16 protein-coding genes are annotated in these 16,311 nt (G+C 72.8%); 3 read left to right on the top strand and 13 right to left on the bottom strand.

Annotated elements, in window-relative coordinates; translation table 11 throughout:
• From QZX64_RS15195 to rimP, 4 genes are all read right to left on the bottom strand, one after another.
• Positions 1 to 191, bottom strand: a 191-nt coding sequence (locus QZX64_RS15195; protein WP_295661425.1) for a translation initiation factor IF-2 N-terminal domain-containing protein, incomplete at its 3' end; no start/stop codon positions are given.
• Between the two features lie 97 nt (positions 192 to 288).
• Positions 289 to 663, bottom strand: coding sequence for a YlxR family protein (locus QZX64_RS15190; RefSeq protein WP_295661426.1), 375 nt, complete (start codon positions 661 to 663; stop codon positions 289 to 291).
• 41 nt (positions 664 to 704) lie between these two features.
• Positions 705 to 1,682: a transcription termination factor NusA gene (gene nusA / locus QZX64_RS15185; RefSeq protein WP_295661424.1), complete on the bottom strand. Its 978-nt coding sequence runs from the start codon at positions 1,680 to 1,682 to the stop codon at positions 705 to 707.
• Positions 1,682 to 2,203: a ribosome maturation factor RimP gene (gene rimP / locus QZX64_RS15180; protein WP_295661423.1), complete on the bottom strand. Its 522-nt coding sequence runs from the start codon at positions 2,201 to 2,203 to the stop codon at positions 1,682 to 1,684. The genes nusA and rimP overlap by 1 nt, the downstream gene beginning before the upstream one ends.
• An 83-nt stretch (positions 2,204 to 2,286) precedes the next feature.
• Between rimP and QZX64_RS15175 the strand changes: the two genes are divergently transcribed.
• Together QZX64_RS15175 and QZX64_RS15170 are read left to right on the top strand one after the other, a co-directional pair.
• Positions 2,287 to 2,811, top strand: coding sequence for a hypothetical protein (locus QZX64_RS15175; protein WP_295661422.1), 525 nt, complete (start codon positions 2,287 to 2,289; stop codon positions 2,809 to 2,811).
• On the top strand, positions 2,808 to 3,248 hold the full coding sequence (locus QZX64_RS15170) for a ferritin-like domain-containing protein (RefSeq protein WP_295661421.1): 441 nt from the start codon (positions 2,808 to 2,810) through the stop codon (positions 3,246 to 3,248). Before QZX64_RS15175 ends, QZX64_RS15170 begins: the two co-directional genes overlap by 4 nt.
• A gap of 50 nt (positions 3,249 to 3,298) precedes the next feature.
• Here QZX64_RS15170 and QZX64_RS15165 read toward each other — a convergent pair whose 3' ends face one another.
• Together QZX64_RS15165 and QZX64_RS15160 are read right to left on the bottom strand one after the other, a co-directional pair.
• Positions 3,299 to 4,240: a zinc metalloprotease gene (locus tag QZX64_RS15165; RefSeq protein WP_295661420.1), complete on the bottom strand. Its 942-nt coding sequence runs from the start codon at positions 4,238 to 4,240 to the stop codon at positions 3,299 to 3,301.
• A 327-nt stretch (positions 4,241 to 4,567) separates the two neighbouring features.
• Positions 4,568 to 6,337 (bottom strand): proline--tRNA ligase, encoded by a 1,770-nt coding sequence (locus QZX64_RS15160; RefSeq protein WP_295661419.1) that lies wholly within the window; start codon positions 6,335 to 6,337, stop codon positions 4,568 to 4,570.
• Between the two features lie 113 nt (positions 6,338 to 6,450).
• Between QZX64_RS15160 and QZX64_RS15155 the strand changes: the two genes are divergently transcribed.
• Complete coding sequence (locus QZX64_RS15155) at positions 6,451 to 8,055, top strand: hypothetical protein (protein WP_295661418.1); 1,605 nt, start codon at positions 6,451 to 6,453, stop codon at positions 8,053 to 8,055.
• Here QZX64_RS15155 and QZX64_RS15150 read toward each other — a convergent pair.
• The 7 genes from QZX64_RS15150 to QZX64_RS15120 form a co-directional block, all read right to left on the bottom strand.
• Positions 8,001 to 8,849, bottom strand: a complete 849-nt coding sequence (locus tag QZX64_RS15150; RefSeq protein WP_295661417.1) for a GNAT family N-acetyltransferase — start codon at positions 8,847 to 8,849, stop codon at positions 8,001 to 8,003. The two genes, QZX64_RS15155 and QZX64_RS15150, sit on opposite strands and share 55 nt — an antisense overlap.
• Before the next feature lie 26 nt (positions 8,850 to 8,875).
• A complete protein-coding gene (locus tag QZX64_RS15145) occupies positions 8,876 to 10,477 on the bottom strand; it encodes an arylsulfatase (RefSeq protein WP_295661416.1) in 1,602 nt (533 codons plus the stop codon).
• Entirely contained in the window at positions 10,474 to 11,832 is a 1,359-nt protein-coding gene (locus QZX64_RS15140) for an MFS transporter (protein ID WP_295661415.1), read from the bottom strand. Before QZX64_RS15140 ends, QZX64_RS15145 begins: the two co-directional genes overlap by 4 nt.
• A 127-nt stretch (positions 11,833 to 11,959) precedes the next feature.
• Entirely contained in the window at positions 11,960 to 13,123 is a 1,164-nt protein-coding gene (ispG, locus tag QZX64_RS15135) for a flavodoxin-dependent (E)-4-hydroxy-3-methylbut-2-enyl-diphosphate synthase (protein WP_295661414.1), read from the bottom strand.
• A gap of 55 nt (positions 13,124 to 13,178) precedes the next feature.
• Positions 13,179 to 14,525, bottom strand: coding sequence for an RIP metalloprotease (locus QZX64_RS15130; RefSeq protein WP_295661413.1), 1,347 nt, complete (start codon positions 14,523 to 14,525; stop codon positions 13,179 to 13,181).
• The gene (locus tag QZX64_RS15125; RefSeq protein WP_295661412.1) at positions 14,522 to 15,643 is read right to left on the bottom strand and encodes a 1-deoxy-D-xylulose-5-phosphate reductoisomerase; all 1,122 of its coding nucleotides are present in this window, start codon (positions 15,641 to 15,643) and stop codon (positions 14,522 to 14,524) included. The genes QZX64_RS15130 and QZX64_RS15125 overlap by 4 nt, the downstream gene beginning before the upstream one ends.
• Positions 15,644 to 15,821: 178 nt before the next feature.
• The coding region (locus QZX64_RS15120) for an AMP-binding protein (protein WP_295661411.1) at positions 15,822 to 16,311 on the bottom strand (490 nt) is incomplete at its 5' end.

Below are 16,311 nucleotides of genomic sequence, written 5' to 3'. Positions count from 1 at the left end.
GCGGCGGGCGCGGAGGCCGCTGCGGCCTTCAGCTCGGCGCCGTACTGCTTCTTGAAACGCATCTCGACGGGGGGCTCGACGGTCGACGACGCCGACTTGACGAACTCCCCCATCTCCTTGAGCTTCTCGAGAACGAACTTGCTCTCGACACTGAACTCCTTGGCGAGTTCGTGGACTCGGGTCTTGGCCACGTTGGAACGTTGCTCCTTCTGGTCCGAGCACCAGTTGGAGGGTGTCTCGGATCCGTTAGTTGTGGTGCTGGCTCATCGGAAGAAACTCATCGAGTGCTCATGAGCTGCCTGCTCCAGTTTCTTGTCGGTCGATCACGGTGGCGATCTCGGTGGCGATCTCGGTGCGTGGTGAGGTGAGGTGGTCCCCCACCGGCGTGCTGGTCAGTGCCTCTCGCGCCCGCAGGGCCCGGGAGAACGCCTTCCGGCGCACCGCGAGCTGGAAGCACGAGGTCGTGGGGTGCAGGTGCGCTCCGCGACCGGGTGCGGTGCCGCCCGGATCGGGTACGGCGGCCGGTCTCCCGGTCGCGTCCGTGCCGATCACGATGCGCACCAACTCGCTCTTCGCGGCCCGCTCCCGGCATCCGATGCAGGTTCGCACAGGGGTGCTGCGGGCGCCGGCCACTGCATCAACCCTACCGGGTCCCCGGCTCATCCACGAACCCGCTGTGCCGCCGGCGTCCACAGGCGGACGCGTCAGGCGGGGTCGGGCGCCTCGTCGCTGCGGATGTCGATGCGCCAGCCGGTCAGGCGGGCGGCCAGCCGGGCGTTCTGGCCCTCCTTGCCGATGGCCAGCGACAGCTGGAAGTCGGGCACGACCACCCGGGCGGACCGGGCGGCGAGGTCGACGATCTCGACCTTCGACACGCGGGCCGGCGACAGCGCGTGCGACACCAGCTCGGCGGGGTCCTCGGACCAGTCGACGATGTCGATCTTCTCGCCGTGGAGCTCGGCCATCACGTTGCGCACCCGCTGGCCCATCGGGCCGATGCAGGCGCCCTTCGCGTTGACCCCCTGCGCCTCGGTGTAGACCGCGATCTTGGTGCGGTGGCCCGCCTCGCGGGCGATGGCGGCGATCTGCACGGTCCCGTCGGCGATCTCGGGCACCTCCAGGGCGAACAGCTTCTTCACCAGGTTGGGGTGGGTGCGGGACAGGGTGATCTGCGGCCCACGCATGCCCTTGCGCACCGAGACGACGATGCACTTGATCCGGGTGCCGTGCTCGTAGGTCTCACCGGGCACGCGCTCGCCGAGCGGGAGCAGCGCCTCCAGCTTGCCGAGGTCGACCATCACGTCGTCGGGGTTGCGGCCCTGCTGGATCACCCCGGAGATGATGTCGCCCTCCTTGCCGGAGAACTCCCCGAAGCGGATGTCGTCCTCGGCGTCGCGCAGGCGCTGCAGCATGATCTGCTTGGCGGTGGTGGCCGCGATCCGGCCGAAGCCGTCGGGGGTGTCGTCCTCCTCCGCGACCTCGTTGCCCTCCTCGTCGACCTCGGTGGCCAGCACGGTGACGTGCCCGGTCCGGCGGTCCAGCTGGACCCGCGCCTTCTCCCGGGCCCCCGGCGTCTTGTGGTACGCCGTCAGCAGGGCCTGCTCGATGGCCTCGACGAGCACGTCGAAGGAGATCTCCTTCTCGCGCTCCAGCATCCGCAGGATGTTCAGGTCGATGTCCATCAGGCGTCGTCCTCCTCGGGGTCGCCGTCGGTGCCGGACCGGCGGCGGTTGAACTCGATCTGCACCAGGGCTCGCGACACCTCGGCGTAGGCGACGTCGCGGTGGGTGCCGTCGACGTCGAGGGTGGCGGAGGTGTCGTCGGAGGAGAGGATGCGGCCGGTGACCTCGCCGCCGTCGACGAGCGTCACCGCGACCAGCCGGTCTGCGTTGCGCCGCCAGTGGCGCGGGAGCGTGAGCGGCCGGTCGACCCCGCGGGAGGTTACCTCCAGGGTGTAGGGCATCTCGCCCATCACGTCGGACTCCTCGTCGAGGACGCGCGAGACCTCCCGGGTCGCGTCGGCGACGTCGTCGAGCGTCACGCCGCCGTCACGGTCGACCGCCACCCGCAGCACCCGCCGCTTGCCGGCCGGGCTCAGCTCGAGCGCCTCGATGTCGAACCCCAGCGTGCCGAGGGGTCCGGCGAGCTCTGCCTCGACGCGGTCACGAACGGCGTCTGCTCTCGTCCTGTCGTGCGAGCCCACGGGCCGACCTCCTTGTGCTGTTGTGTCCGTCCACGATAGCGGGAGGGGCCGCGGCGGCCGACCCCGGCGATAGGGTCGGGCGCGTGTGCCGCGCCGCCCTGCCCTCCGACGTCCCCGTGGGTCGGCGCGCGCTGGTGCTCACGTTCCCCGGGCTGGCGCTGGCCCTGACCTCCTGCGACCTCGACCCGCGTGCGGGCCGCGCGGAGCCGGACGCCCCAGCACCCCCCGAGGACCCCGACCTGGACGCGCTCGGCGCCGTCGTGGACGCCACCGACGCCGCTGCGGCCCTGGTGGCGGCCACGATCTCCGCCCACCCCGCTCTGGGACCCCGGCTCGCGGCCTTCGGTGAGCTGCACACCGCCCACCGAGGCGCCCTCGACGGCGCCGCCGACCGGCCGCAGGACACCGCGACGACCACGCCTCCCTCCGTCCCGCCGGTGCGCGCGCAGGCGCTGGCCGCCCTCCGCCGGTCCGAGAGCGCGCTGGCCACTGCCCTGGCCGGGGGCGCGCTGCGGGCCGACAGCGGTGCCTTCGCGCGCCTGCTGGCCGTGATGTCCGCCGCCGTGCAGCAGGAGCTGCTGGCCCTGGACCGGAGGGTGGCCCCATGAGGCTCGTGGAGGGGCTCCAGACCACCCTCGCGGCCGAGCACGCCGCGGTCTGGCTCTACGGCGTGCTGGGCGCGCAGACGTCCCAGGCGGGCGAGCCGGCGCTGTACGACGGCCTCGTCGAGGGCTACCGCCGGCACCGCGCCCGCCGCGACCAGCTGACCGGCCTCGTCCGCGACGCCGGTGCGGAGCCGGTGGCGGCCGCGCCGGCGTACGACCTGCCCGAGCCGCTCGCCGACGTCGCCCAGGTGCGCCGCGTCGCCCTCGGCGTGGAGGAGGGCTGCGCCGCGACGTACTCCTCGCTCGTGGCCGGATCCGTCGGGGACGACCGACGGTGGGCGATCACCGCGCTGACCGATGCGGCGGTCAGGCAGCTGGCGTTCGGCGGGGTGCCGCAGGCGTTCCCCGGCGCACCGGAGCTGGGCCCCACGACGAGCTGACCCGCCCGGGCGCCCGGGCGGGTCAGTGCGTGTTGCGGGGGCCGCTGCGCTCAAGCGCGGTACGCGGTGTACATCGAGGACATCCGGGAGCTCTGGCCGGGTGAGAACTCGGTGTAGCAGGAGTCGTAGCTGTAGTCCATGTAGTTGTGGATCGGGTCCAGGCCCGGGAGCGTGCAGGAGTCGCGGCCGGCCGGGCAGCCGCTGGAGGCGCTGCCCTGCGCCGGGGTGTCGGCGACCTCGTCGTTCGTGCTCGTGCAGCCGCCCTGGAACGTGTGGTAGAGCCCCAGCCAGTGGCCGACCTCGTGGGTGGCGGTCTCACCGAGGTTGAAGTTGGTCGCCGAGCCGCCCGGCAGCGAGGAGTACTGCACCCGGACGCCGTCGACCGAGGGGTTGCGGGCGTAGTCCCAGGGGAACGTGGCGATGCCCAGGTAGCTGAAGTCGACGAGCCACATGTTCAGCGCGTTGGCGCCGCCCTTGCGCGTCTGCGAGCGGTACTTGGTGGAGGACCCGTCGCGGTTCCACGTGCTGTTGTCGTACCGGTAGGTGCCGGCGAGGGAGAACGTGAAGCCGGTGTCGGCCGCGGTCGAGGACTCCTGGCCGGCGTAGGTCCGGTTCAGCACGTCGATCTGCTGGGCGATCTGGGTGTCGGTCACGTCGTCGCCGCCGCTGGCGGTGCGCATCACGTGCACGTGCACGGGGATCGACGCCGCGGCGAGCGAGGGTGAGGTCGACGCACCGGTCCTCCCACGCAGGATGCGAGCGGTGCGGGCCTCGATGGCTCGCTGCTCGCTGGCGGAGACGTCGCGGTGGTCGTCCCCGTGGCCGCCGCGCGCGGAGTCACCCGTGTCGGTGTGGCAGACGTGGGCGACGTCGTGCTCGGCGATGACGCGGGCCGAGGCGGACTCGCTGACCGAGCCGACGGCAAGGACGCTCGCCAACGCGATGGTGAGCGCCGCGGTCCTGCTCGCGGAGCGGGTGATGGGTGTGGCCACGTCCAGTCCTCTCGTCGTCAGGTGCGCCCGGCACGGCGACACCGACCGTGCGGTGGGGTGAGGCGGGAACAGCAACGGTCCGCGTGCTCAGCCTCCTGGGACAGTCCCGAGATCTGCCCCAGGGTGTGGCGAGCACGCGGACCGTTTCGGGCTGGTCAGCATCACCCCGGTGAGCGGGTCGCCCCTGCTCACATGCGAAATCATGCAGGACCCGGTGGCGGGAGGCGAGGGCTCGGCGACCGCAGGTTCCTGCAGTGCGCAAACCTGCAGAAGTGTGGCGCCCCGGACCAGCGGTCGACGCTGCCGGTGACGTCGAGGCGCGCCGCCTCAGCCGCGCACGACCCCCACGACGTGGTCGGCGGCGTCGGCCACGGCGACCTCGGTCCTCTCGCCGGTACGGCGGTCCTTGACCTCGATCGTGCCGTCGGCCAGGCCGCGGCCGACCGTGAGGATCGTGGGCAGGCCGAGGAGCTCGGCGTCCTTGAACTTCACGCCCGGCGACACCTTCCCGGCACGGTCGTCGTAGATGACGTCGAGGCCCCGGGCCGAGAGGTCGCCGGCCAGGGTCGCGGCCGCCTCGAAGATCGCGGGGTCCTTGCCCGCGGCGACCACGTGCACGTCCGCGGGCGACACCTCCCGCGGCCAGCAGAGGCCGAGCTCGTCCAGGGTGTTCTCCGCGATCGCCGCCACCGCCCGCGACGGACCGATGCCGTAGGACCCCATGGTGACGGTGACGAGCTTGCCGTTCTCGTCGAGCACGCGCAGGTCGAGGGCGTCGGCGTACTTGCGGCCGAGCTGGAAGATGTGGCCCATCTCGATGCCCCGCGCGGCCTGGAGCGTGCCCTCGGCGCAGCTGGGGCACGCGTCGCCGTCGCGCACGTCGGCGGCCTCGATGGTGCCGTCGGGGGTGAAGTCGCGGCCCGCGACGAGGTCGACGACGTGGGACCCCGCGACGTTGGCGCCGGTGACCCAGCGGGTGCCCTCCACGACCCGCGGGTCGACGAGGTAGCGGATGCCGGAGGCCGACTTCTCGCCCAGCGCCTGGGGGCCGATGTAGCCCTTGACCAGCGCGGGGTGCGCCGCGAGCTCCTCCTCGGTCATCGCCTCGACCTCGATCGGCTCGAGCTGCCCCTCGAGCCGCTTCTGGTCGACCTCGCGGTCACCCGGGAGGCCGATGGCCAGCGGCTCACGGGTCCCGTCGGGGTGGCGCAGCACGAGCAGCACGTTCTTGAGGGTGTCGCCGGCCTCCCACGGCCGGTCCTCGCGCGGCAGCTCGGCGTTGAGGTGGTCGACCAGCGTGGCGATCGTCGGGGTGTCGGGGGTGTCCTCCGCGTGGGCGGCGGGCGCGTCGTCGTACGGCAGGGGCGCGGGCGGGCGCACCGCGACGGCCTCGACGTTGGCCGCGTAGTCGCAGTGGGTGCAGCGGACGTAGGTGTCCTCGCCGACGTCGGCCTTGGCGAGGAACTCCTCGGACTTCGACCCGCCCATGGCGCCGGAGGTCGCCTTGACGATGACGTACTCGAAGCCGAGGCGGTCGAAGATCTTGATGTAGGCGTCGCGGTGCCGCTGGTAGGCGGCGTCGAGACCGGCGTCGTCGACGTCGAAGGAGTAGGAGTCCTTCATGACGAACTCGCGCCCACGCAGGATGCCCGCGCGGGGACGCGCCTCGTCGCGGTACTTGGTCTGGATCTGGTAGATCGAGAGCGGCAGGTCCTTGTAGGAGGAGTACAGGTCCTTGACCACGAGGGTGAACATCTCCTCGTGGGTGGGGCCGAGGAGGTAGTCGGCGCCCTTGCGGTCGGTGATGCGGAAGATCCCGTCGCCGTACTCGGTCCACCGGTTCGTGGCCTCGTAGGGCTCCTTGGGCAGCAGCGCCGGGAAGAGCATCTCCTGGGCGCCGATGGCGTTCATCTCCTCGCGGATGATGTCCTCGATCCGGCGCAGCACCCGCAGGCCCAGCGGCAGCCAGGTGTAGATGCCCGGCGCGTTGCGGCGGATGTAGCCGGCGCGGACGAGCAGCCGGTGGCTGGGCACCTCCGCGTCGTTGGGATCGTCGCGAAGGGTGCGCACGAAGAGCTGGGACATCCGCAGGATCATGCGGGAAGGGTACGGGCAGGGCGTCCCGGCCCGCGAACCAGTTGCAACCATCGCCGCCCCCGTGCCGTCCTCCTGGTGACAGCCTCCACCGCACCACCTCCGAAAGGCACGCGATGCGCATCACCACCGCTCTCGTCACGCTGGCGGCCACCCTCGTCCTGGCCCCCGTCGCCCACCTCTCCCCCGCCGCCGCGGCGGTGGAGGAGACCCGTCTCCGCCCCGGCTCGCTGCCGCTGGGCGCGGCGCCCACCGTGCCCGTCGTCGAGGACCGGACGCTCGTCGACGGCGACCGGCGCCTGACCCTCCCGGGCCGCAACCCCTTCCTCCTCGGCCGCTCCGGCACGGCATACGTCGTCGCCACGAGCAGCCGCTCCGGCGAGCAGCGCGTGCTCCGGGTCGAGCCCGACGGCACCCATCGCGTGCTCCTGGACCGCACCGCCGGCGCGCTGGTGCTCGCCCACGACGGCAGCGTCCTGGTGGAGTCGCGGCTGCGCGCCCGCCGCAGCGTGCAGGTCGTTCTCGACGCGGCCACCGGCCAGGTGCTGCACCGCAAGCGCTCGGGCCGCTACGTCACGGCGCTCGCCGCGGACGCCGACCGCGTCGTGCTCTCCGGCGACGCGCCGGCGCGCACCTCGCTGTGGCGCCTCTCGGACGGCGCCACCACCCGCCTCAGCGACCGGCGGGCCTACCGGGTGGACCTCTCCGTGGACCGGATGGCGTCCTTCACCGGCGACCCGTACCGGGGTGGGTGCACGGTCGTCACCAGCGTCACCCGGCCCGGGCGCGTCCTGTGGCGCTCGTGCCGCGAGGCGGTGCAGGTCTTCGGCCCGGGCGGGCGGATGGCCACCGTCGACAAGCTGAGCGACGGCATCGGGCCCCAGCACGTCTGGGCCCGCCGCGACGGTGGCGCGCTGGTCGGTGAGTACTCCGTGCGCGGGTGGTTCGGGGCGATCACCTGGGAGTCGGAGGAGGCGCTCCTGCTGGAGGCCGCCGGCCGGAGGGTGACCGCCACGGTGCGGTGCGTCGCCGACACCTGCGAGCGCACCGGCCCGACGCGGCCCACCGAGGAGCCCTCGTCCCGGTCCGGCCGACGGGTCGCCGGACCGGTCCGCTCCGGTGAGGGGTGGTCGCCCGCGGGATCACGGACAGGCTCGCCGGTTGCTGGAACGTTCGTACAACGCGTGTTGCACGAACGTTCCAGCAACGCCCGGGAGGCCCCCCGGGGCGACGCCACCCCGGGAGAGCGCGACTCAGCCCCGCGCCGCCCGGAGGGCGGTGCGGATCATCGGCACCTGCAGCGGCAGTCGCACGACGGTGCCGACCCTGAGCGCCGTACGGCGGCTGCGCCGGGCGTCCTTGGCCATCGTGACGTTGGCCGGCCAGACCGCCAGCAGCAGGCCGGCGCTCGCCCAGCCGGCCCCGCGGCGGGTGCGGGGGTGCAGCAGGCCCGCCGCGCACAGCAGCTCCAGCACCCCGCTGGCGTGCACGAGCGCCCGCTTGGCCGGCAGGGCCTTCGGCACGATCGGCTCGTAGACCTCCGGCCGGACCAGGTGGACGGTGCCGGAGACGGCGAACAGGCCGGCCAGCGCGGCGACGTCCCTGCTCAGGGGTGCGGTCGGGGGCGCGGTCATGGCCGACAACCTAACGGCCGGGCCGAGGGCGCTCAGAACATGATGGTCGAGAAGGTGCCGGACTGCTGGAAGCCGACCCGCTCGTAGGCGGCCCGCGCGGGGCCGTTCCACTCGTTGACGTAGAGGGAGACCGTCGGCGCGATGTCGCGGCGTACGGCGGCCACGACGGCCGCCATGCCGGCGGTGGCCAGCCCCCGACCCCGCAGCTCGCGCGGCACGAAGACGCCCTGGACCTGGGCCGCGTGCGGGGTGACGCACGCGACCTCGGCCTTGAAGAGCACCCGGCCGTCGTCGTCGAAGCGGGCGAAGGACCAGCCGCGCGCGATCAGCTGCATGATGCGGGCGCGGTAGTAGTCGGCGCCGCCCCCGGCCTCCGGAGAGACCCCGACCTCCTCGGTGTACATCGCCACGCACGCCGGGTAGAGGCTGACCAGGTCCTCGCGCCTGCACGGCCGCACCTCCGGGTCGGGCTCGATGACGGGGTCGCCGGAGATCACCAGGTGCGGCTGCCGCCACCGGCACTCCCGCGGCGGGCCCCACTCCCCCGCGAGCACGTCCCACATCACGCCGACCGGCTCGGAGAGGCCCACGATGGTCGAGGACGTGCGACCGCGGGCCAGCGCGCGCTCGGCGAAGGCCTGGGCCGCCACCGCGTCGCACTGCACCGGCACCAGGTTGGCCGCGACGTGGCACGCCGCGGTCAGCTCGCCCTCCTCGAAGTAGCCCCACACCTCACCGCCCAGCCACCGCGGGTCGAGGTTGGTGGTGCGGGCCCGGTAGTCGGCGAAGACGTTCGCGACCGCGTCCCGCGCGGCCAGCGCGGTGAACGGAGCGAGGTCCGCGGCGCCCAGCACCCGGACTCCCCGACGGGTCGTCAGCACGTGAGGAGCCTACGCGGAACACGGCGTCACTCGGGAGGCAGACCGCGCCCCCTGGCCGCGTACAGGTCGAGCACCTGCTGCCTGTCGATCACCCCGCACCGCTCGGTCCACGCGTCGTAGGCAGCCGCGAGGTGCTCCACCAGCTCCGGGTGCTCACCGGCGCGGTCGTGCTGTTCTGCACGGTCGGCCTCGACGTCGTACAGCTCCCAGGGCCGGTCGTGCTTGCGCACGAGCTTCCAGCGACCCTCCCGGACCGCGCCGTTGCCCTCGTGCTCCCAGAAGAGCCGGCGCTCGTCGACCTCGTCCCCGCGGATCGCCGGCCACATGCTCGTGCCCTCGGGGCTCGGCACGGCGTGCCCGTCCCGCGCGGAGGGGTACGTCGCGCCGGCTGCCTCGAGCAGGGTCGGCATGACGTCGACGAGCTGCGACGGCGTCCGGCACAGCGACGGCGGGTCGACCAGGCCCGCGGGCCAGCGCACGATGAGCGGGGTGGCGATGCCCCCCTCGTGGACCCAGTGCTTGTACTCGCGGAACGGCGTGTTCGACAGGTGCGCCCAGGAGCGGCCGTAGGACATGTACGTCGACTCGGGGCCGGGCCGCAGCCCAGGCACGTTGCCCGGCACCACCGTCTCACCCTCCCGGGTCCGCTCCTTCAGCGGCACGAACGCCGTGACGAACTCGGCCACGGACTCGGGCGGCATCTCCTCCGCGCAGCCGCCGTTGTCGGACAGGAAGACCACGATCGTGTCGTCGAGGCGGCCCGTGCGCTCGAGCTCGGCGAGCACGCGGCCGATGCCCTGGTCCATCCGGTCGACCTGGGCGGCGTAGGTCTGCATCCTCAGCGCCTCCCAGTCCCGGTCGGGCTGCTCCTCCCAGCTCGGCACCCGCGGGTCGCGCGCCGCCAGCTCCGTGCCCGGCTCGAGGATGCCCTCGTCGACCAGGCGGGCGAGCCGCTCCTCGCGCAGGCGGTCCCAGCCGGCGTCGAACCGGCCGTCGTAGCGGGCGATGTCGTCGTCGTGGGCGTGCAGCGGCCAGTGCGGGGCCGTGTAGGCGAGGTAGAGGAACAGCGGGTCCTCGGCCCGGTCGCGGTGGTGCTCGCCGATGAACCGCACCGCCTCGTCGGTGATCGCATCGGTGTAGAACCAGCCCGGCTGCTCGCCCTCGCGCTCCACGTTCTCCTCGCCACGGGTCAGCGTGCGCGGCTGGTAGAAGCTGCCCGCCCCCTCCAGGGTGCCGAAGAAGTGCTGGAACCCACGGCGGGTCGGCCAGCTGTGGCTGGGCCGGTCCATCTCGCTCGACACGTGCCACTTGCCCGAGAGGTACGTCGAGTAGCCGGCCTCCGCGAGTGCCTCGGCGATCGTCACCGACTCATCGGTCAGGTCGCCGGGATAGCCGTCCGGGGCGTCGTCGAAGTTCAGGATCCCCACACCGACCTGGTGCGGGTGCAGGCCCGTCAGCAGCGAGGCGCGCGACGGGCTGCACCGCGCGGTGTTGTAGAACTGCGTGAACCGCACCCCCTCACGGGCCAGCCGGTCCAGGTGCGGCGTGGCGATCTCCCCGCCGTAGCACCCGATGTCGGAGAAGCCCATGTCGTCGGCGAGCACGAGCACGATGTCGGGGCGGCTCACCGGGTTCCTCCCGCCGGCTGCGAGGCGGGCTCCGCCGCATCACCGAGCGGGCGACGGAAGGTCTCCGGCAGGAACGCCAGCGACGCCAGGCTCACCACCGCCATCGCCATCACGTAGACCGCTGCCGGCCAGGATGCACCGCCGGCGTTGGCGACCAGCGCGGTGCAGACGGCCGGGGCGACGGCACCCGAGGGCAGCACGCCGAGCTGGTAGACCGTCGACATGCCGCTGTAGCGCACCCGGGTGGGGAAGAGCTCGGCGAACAGCACCCCCTCCGGCCCGAACATCGTGCAGGCCGCCAGGCCCCAGCCGACGACGACCGCCACCGTGATCCACAGCTGCTCGCCGGTGTCGACGAGCGCGAAGATCGGGAAGGCGCTGACGAGGGCCAGGCCCGCACCCATGGCGAAGACGGGCCGCCGTCCGATGCGGTCGGAGAGCCGGGCGGAGCCCAGGATCGCGAAGAACCCGACGACGGCCGCCACCAGCAGCGCGTCGAGGATCACCTTGGGCGCGAGCGCCAGCGTCGCGACGTAGGCGACGAGGAAGGCGTTGTAGACGTTGAACGTCACCGACTCGCTCATCCGCACGCCCATGCCCAGCAGCGTCGCGCGCGGGTGACGGACCAGTGCCTCCCAGGCGGGCAGCGTGGCGCGGTCGTCGCTGGCCAGGACCTCGCGGAACGTCTCGGGCTCGGTGATGCGCAGGCGGATGAACAGGCCGATGGCCACGAGCACGATGCTGAGGAGGAACGGCAGGCGCCAGGCCCACTCGACCAGGGCCTCGTCGCCCAGCCCGCCCAGCAGGCGCACCGAGGCGGTGGAGAGCAGCAGGCCGATGGGCACGCCCAGCTGCGGCCAGGAGCTGTACCAGCCGCGCCGGCCCTCGGGGGCGTGCTCCACGCACAGCAGCACGGCGCCGCCCCACTCGCCGCCCAGGCCGATGCCCTGCAGCATCCGCAGCGCCACGAGCAGGACGGGCGCCGCCACGCCGATGGTCTCGTACGTGGGGAGCAGGCCCATCGCGAACGTCGCGAGCCCCATGATCATCATCGTCACGACGAGCATCGGCTTGCGGCCGAGCCGGTCACCCAGGTGCCCGAAGATCACGCCGCCCAACGGCCGGGTGACGAACCCCGCGGCGAAGGTGGTGAAGGCCAGCAGGGTGCCCGTGGCGGGGTCCTCGGTCGGGAAGAACTGGGTGGCGAAGACCAGGCCGACCATGGTCCCGTAGAGGAAGAAGTCGTACCACTCGATGACCGAGCCGATGAGGCTGGCCGCGGCGACCCGGCGGATCGGTGTGCCGCCGCCCTCCGGGCCTCCGTCGACCACCAGGGTCCTGCGTGTGCGCGCCATGCGTCCTCCGAGAGTCCAGCAGCAACTCGGTGGAGTAAAGCATCCGGCGACGCGGGACGGCGTCAGCCGCGCCACCGCCGGGTCGCGGGCCGGTCGTCGACCCGCGAGATCGCCCCGACGAGCGCGGTCAGGACACCGAGACGGCGGCGGTGGCGCCGTCGACGGGCTCCATGCCCTCGGCGATGCGCATGGCCTCCTCGATCAGGGTCTCGACGATCTGCGACTCCGGCACGGTCTTGATGACCTCGCCCCGGACGAAGATCTGCCCCTTGCCGTTGCCGGACGCGACGCCCAGGTCGGCCTCGCGCGCCTCACCCGGACCGTTGACGACGCAGCCCATCACCGCGACGCGCAGCGGGACCTCCAGGCCGTCGAGGCCGGCGGTCACCTGCTCGGCCAGCGTGTAGACGTCGACCTGCGCGCGGCCGCACGAGGGGCAGGAGACGATCTCGAGCTTGCGCTCGCGCAGGTTGAGCGACTGGAGGATCTGGAGCCCGACCTTGACCTCCTCGACCGGCGGCGCCGAGAGCGAGACGCGGATGGTGTCGCCGATGCCCTGGCTCAGCAGCGCACCGAACGCGGTGGCCGACTTGATGGTGCCCTGGAACGCCGGGCCCGCCTCGGTGACTCCCAGGTGCAGCGGCCAGTCGCCGGCCTGCGCCAGCAGCTCGTAGGCGCGCACCATCACGACGGGGTCGTTGTGCTTGACCGAGATCTTGAAGTCGTGGAAGTCGTGCTCCTCGAAGAGCCCGGCCTCCCACACGGCGCTCTCCACGAGCGCCTCGGGGGTCGCCTTGCCGTACTTGTCGAGGATCCGCTTGTCGAGCGAGCCCGCGTTGACGCCGATGCGCAGGGAGGTGCCGCGGTCCTTGGCCGCCCTGGCGATCTCCTTGACCTGGTCGTCGAACTTGCGGATGTTGCCCGGGTTCACGCGCACGGCCGCGCAGCCGGCGTCGATGGCGGCGAAGACGTACTTCGGCTGGAAGTGGATGTCGGCGATGACGGGGATCTGGGAGTGCTGGGCGATCTGGGGGAGCGCGTCGGCGTCGTCCTGGCTCGGGCAGGCGACCCGCACGATGTCGCACCCGGCGGCGGTCAGCTCGGCGATCTGCTGGAGGGTCGTGTTGACGTCGCTGGTCAGCGTCGTGGTCATCGACTGCACCGAGATCGGGTGGTCGCTGCCGACGCCGACCTTGCCGACCTGGATCTGGCGGGTGGTACGACGCGGCGCGAGGACCGGCGGCGGCATGGGCGGCATGCCCAGACCGATGGCCTGGCCTGTGGAAGTCATGTCTGCAGTCTAGGAGCCGGACGGTGGACGCCGATGGTGCCCACCGTCGGGCGGGTCACTCGGGGACGTGGAGGGGCACCACGAGGTCGCCGACGATGAGCACCACGCCCATCACCAGCAGGCTCAGCCCGACGACGTAGGCGATCGGCAGGAGGCGGGCCACGTCGACATAGCCGGGGTCGGGGCGTCCCCGGAGCCGGGCCCAGCCGCGGCGCACGGCCTCCCACAGCGCCCCGGCGATGTGGCCGCCGTCGAGCGGCAGCAGCGGGAGGAAGTTGAACATGCCGATGAAGAAGTTGAAGCCCGCGATCAGCATGAGCAGGAAGACGGCCTTCTGCTGCACGTCGAACCGCTCGTGGGACACCGTCTCGCCGGCGAAGCGGCCGCCGCCCACGATGGACACCGGGCTGTCGAGCTCGCGCTCCTGCAGCCCCACCACCGCCCGGCCCACTCCCCACACCTTGGCCGGGAGCTGGGCGAACGCCTGGACCGTGTCGACGGTCATGTGGCCCATCTGCTCGAGGGTGTAGCCGAGCCCGCCGGTCGTGGGCTCGACGGTCGGCGTCACGCCGAGGAAGCCGACCTGCACCAGCCTCTCGCCGTCATCGGAGCGGCGGGCCGCCACCGTGGTGTCGGTGTCGACGGTGATCTGCCGGCCGTCGCGCAGGATGGTGAGGCTGGCCGCGCCGTCGGCGTTGCCGCGGATGAGGCCGGAGAGCTCCTCCCACGTCGAGACGGGCTCTCCGTTGAACGCCACGAACTCGTCACCCGCCTGCAGGCCGGCCTGGAGCGCCGGCGTGGGCGGGTCCTCGGGGCGGCACTCGCGGTCGGCCTCGCCGGCCGGGACCACGCAGCCGGCCACGTCGGCGACGGTCACGCCGACCTTGGGGTCGCCGGTGTTGCCGTAGGTGGCGAAGACGGGGGCGAAGATCGCCAGCGCGATCACGAGGTTCACCGTCGGGCCGCCGGCCATCACGATGACCTTCTGCCACCACGGCAGGCGGTAGAAGAGCCGGTCCTGGTCGCCGGGGCCGATGGTCTCCCACTCCGCCGCCCGGGCGTCGGAGACGAGCTGGGTGAACATGCCGGTGTTGGACTTGCGGACCCTGACGACCCGGTTGCCCCCGGCGTCGACCTCGACCGAGTCGGCGAGCTGCTCCGCGCCCGGGGGGAGCATCCCGACGATCTTGACGTAGCCGCCGAGCGGGATCGCCTTGACGCCGTACTCCGTCTCGCCGACCTGCTTGCTCCACACGGTCGGGCCGAAGCCGATGAAGTACTGCGTCACCTTCCCGCCGAACCTCTTGGCCGGGATCATGTGCCCGAGCTCGTGCAGGCCGATCGAGACCAGGATCGAGACCACGAAGGCGACCACGCCGAGGGTGTAGAACAAGGCGGTCATGGAGTGCGGGTCCCCTGTGCTGGACTGATGAGACGGGCGGCCTCCTCGCGCGCCCAGGCATCGGCGGCGAGGACGTCGTCCACGGTCAGGTGATCCCTCGAGGGTACGTCGTGAGCGGTGACCACGGAGCGGACCGTGTCGATGATGTCGACGAATGGCAGACGTCCCGTCCGGAACGCCTCCACGCACACCTCGTTCGCGCCGTTGTAGACCGCCGGCGCCGTGGATCCGCGCTCCCCCGCCGCCCGGGCCAGCTCCACCGCGGGGAAGGCGGCGTCGTCGAGCGGGAAGAACTCCCACGCCTGCGCGGTGGTCCAGTCCACCGACGGCCCCGCTCCGGGCAGCCGGTCGGGCCAGCCCAGGCCCAGCGCGATCGGGATGAGCATGGTCGGCGGGCTGGCCTGGGCCAGCGTCGAGCCGTCGACGAACTCCACCATGGAGTGCACGACGCTGGTGGGGTGCACCACGACCTCGATGCGGTCGAAGGGGACACCGAAGAGCAGGTGGGCCTCGATGACCTCGAGGCCCTTGTTGACCAGGGTCGCGGAGTTGATGGTGATGACCGGCCCCATCGCCCAGGTGGGGTGCGCCAGCGCCTCCTCGAGGCTCACGTCGAGGAGCTCCTCGCGGGTGCGGCCGCGGAACGGGCCGCCGGAGGCGGTCAGCACCAGGCGGCGCACCTCCCCGGCGGTGCCGCCGCGCAGGCACTGGGCCAGGGCGGCGTGCTCGGAGTCGACGGGCACGATCTGGCCTGCAGCGGCGCGGTCGAGCACGAGCGGGCCGCCCATGATCAGCGACTCCTTGTTGGCCAGGGCGAGCGTGGTGCCGGCGTCGAGCGCGGCCAGCGTGGGCTGCAGCCCCGCCGCGCCGGTGATGGCGTTGAGCACGACGTCGCAGTCGGCTGCTGCGGCCTCCACCGATGCGGCCCCGCCCAGCCCGTGGTGCAGCGGGGCGAACTCCGCCACCTGGGCCGCGAACAGGTCCGGCTGCGAACCGCCGGCGGTCAGGCCGACGACCCGGAACCGCTCGGGATGGGCCCGGACGAGGTCGAGGGCCTGGGTCCCCACCGATCCGGTCGAGCCGAGGATCACGACGTCACGTCTCTGCACGGCCGCCATCCTTCCAGCACGGCTTCCCCACATCGGTCGTGGACCTGCCGGTTCCCGTGTGCTCGGGTGCAGTTTCTCCAGGGCAACGTCCGGGCGCTCGCCGTCGGCGACCGGGTGCGCCTCGGGGTCGAGCCCACTCCCTGCTGGTCGTCGACCCCTGAGGCCGGCCGCCCGGCAGGTCCGCGGACTACCCCGCCAGGTGGATGGTCCCGCCGCCGAGCAGGGGGCCGAACACCGCGTCCTCGACCTGGCCGGCGGCCACCGCGGCGAGGTGGGCGGCGACCGGCACGGCACGCCCGTCCACCACGCGCAGGGGCGCGTCGCCCGGCACGTCGAGACAGGCGGCGGGATCGGTCCGGCCCGCCGCCATGGCGGTGTCCCAGGTGAGCTCGCCGCTGCCGTCGGCGGTGATGACCGGGGCCTCGCCGACCGGCGCCCCGGGCCGGGTGCCGAGCACCGCCATCGCGGGGGCCGGCGGCTCGGTGTCGTGGACCACCAGCCCCAGGCGGGCGCAGGCCAGCGTGGCGATCACGTGCTCCAGCGGCGGCAGCCCGGCCACCAGCACCTCGTGGCCCACGGTGAGGTCGAAGGCCCGCAGGGCTCCCGCGAACGCGGCCACCTCGGTGAGGAGCCGGGCATAGGAGTACTCGCGGTCGGAGGCCAGCGCGACCTCGTCG

Source organism: uncultured Nocardioides sp. (assembly GCF_902805925.1).
Taxonomy (GTDB): domain Bacteria; phylum Actinomycetota; class Actinomycetes; order Propionibacteriales; family Nocardioidaceae; genus Nocardioides.
The sequence above is the reverse complement of the archived record's forward strand: the minus strand, read 5'-3'. Positions and strand labels throughout refer to the sequence as shown.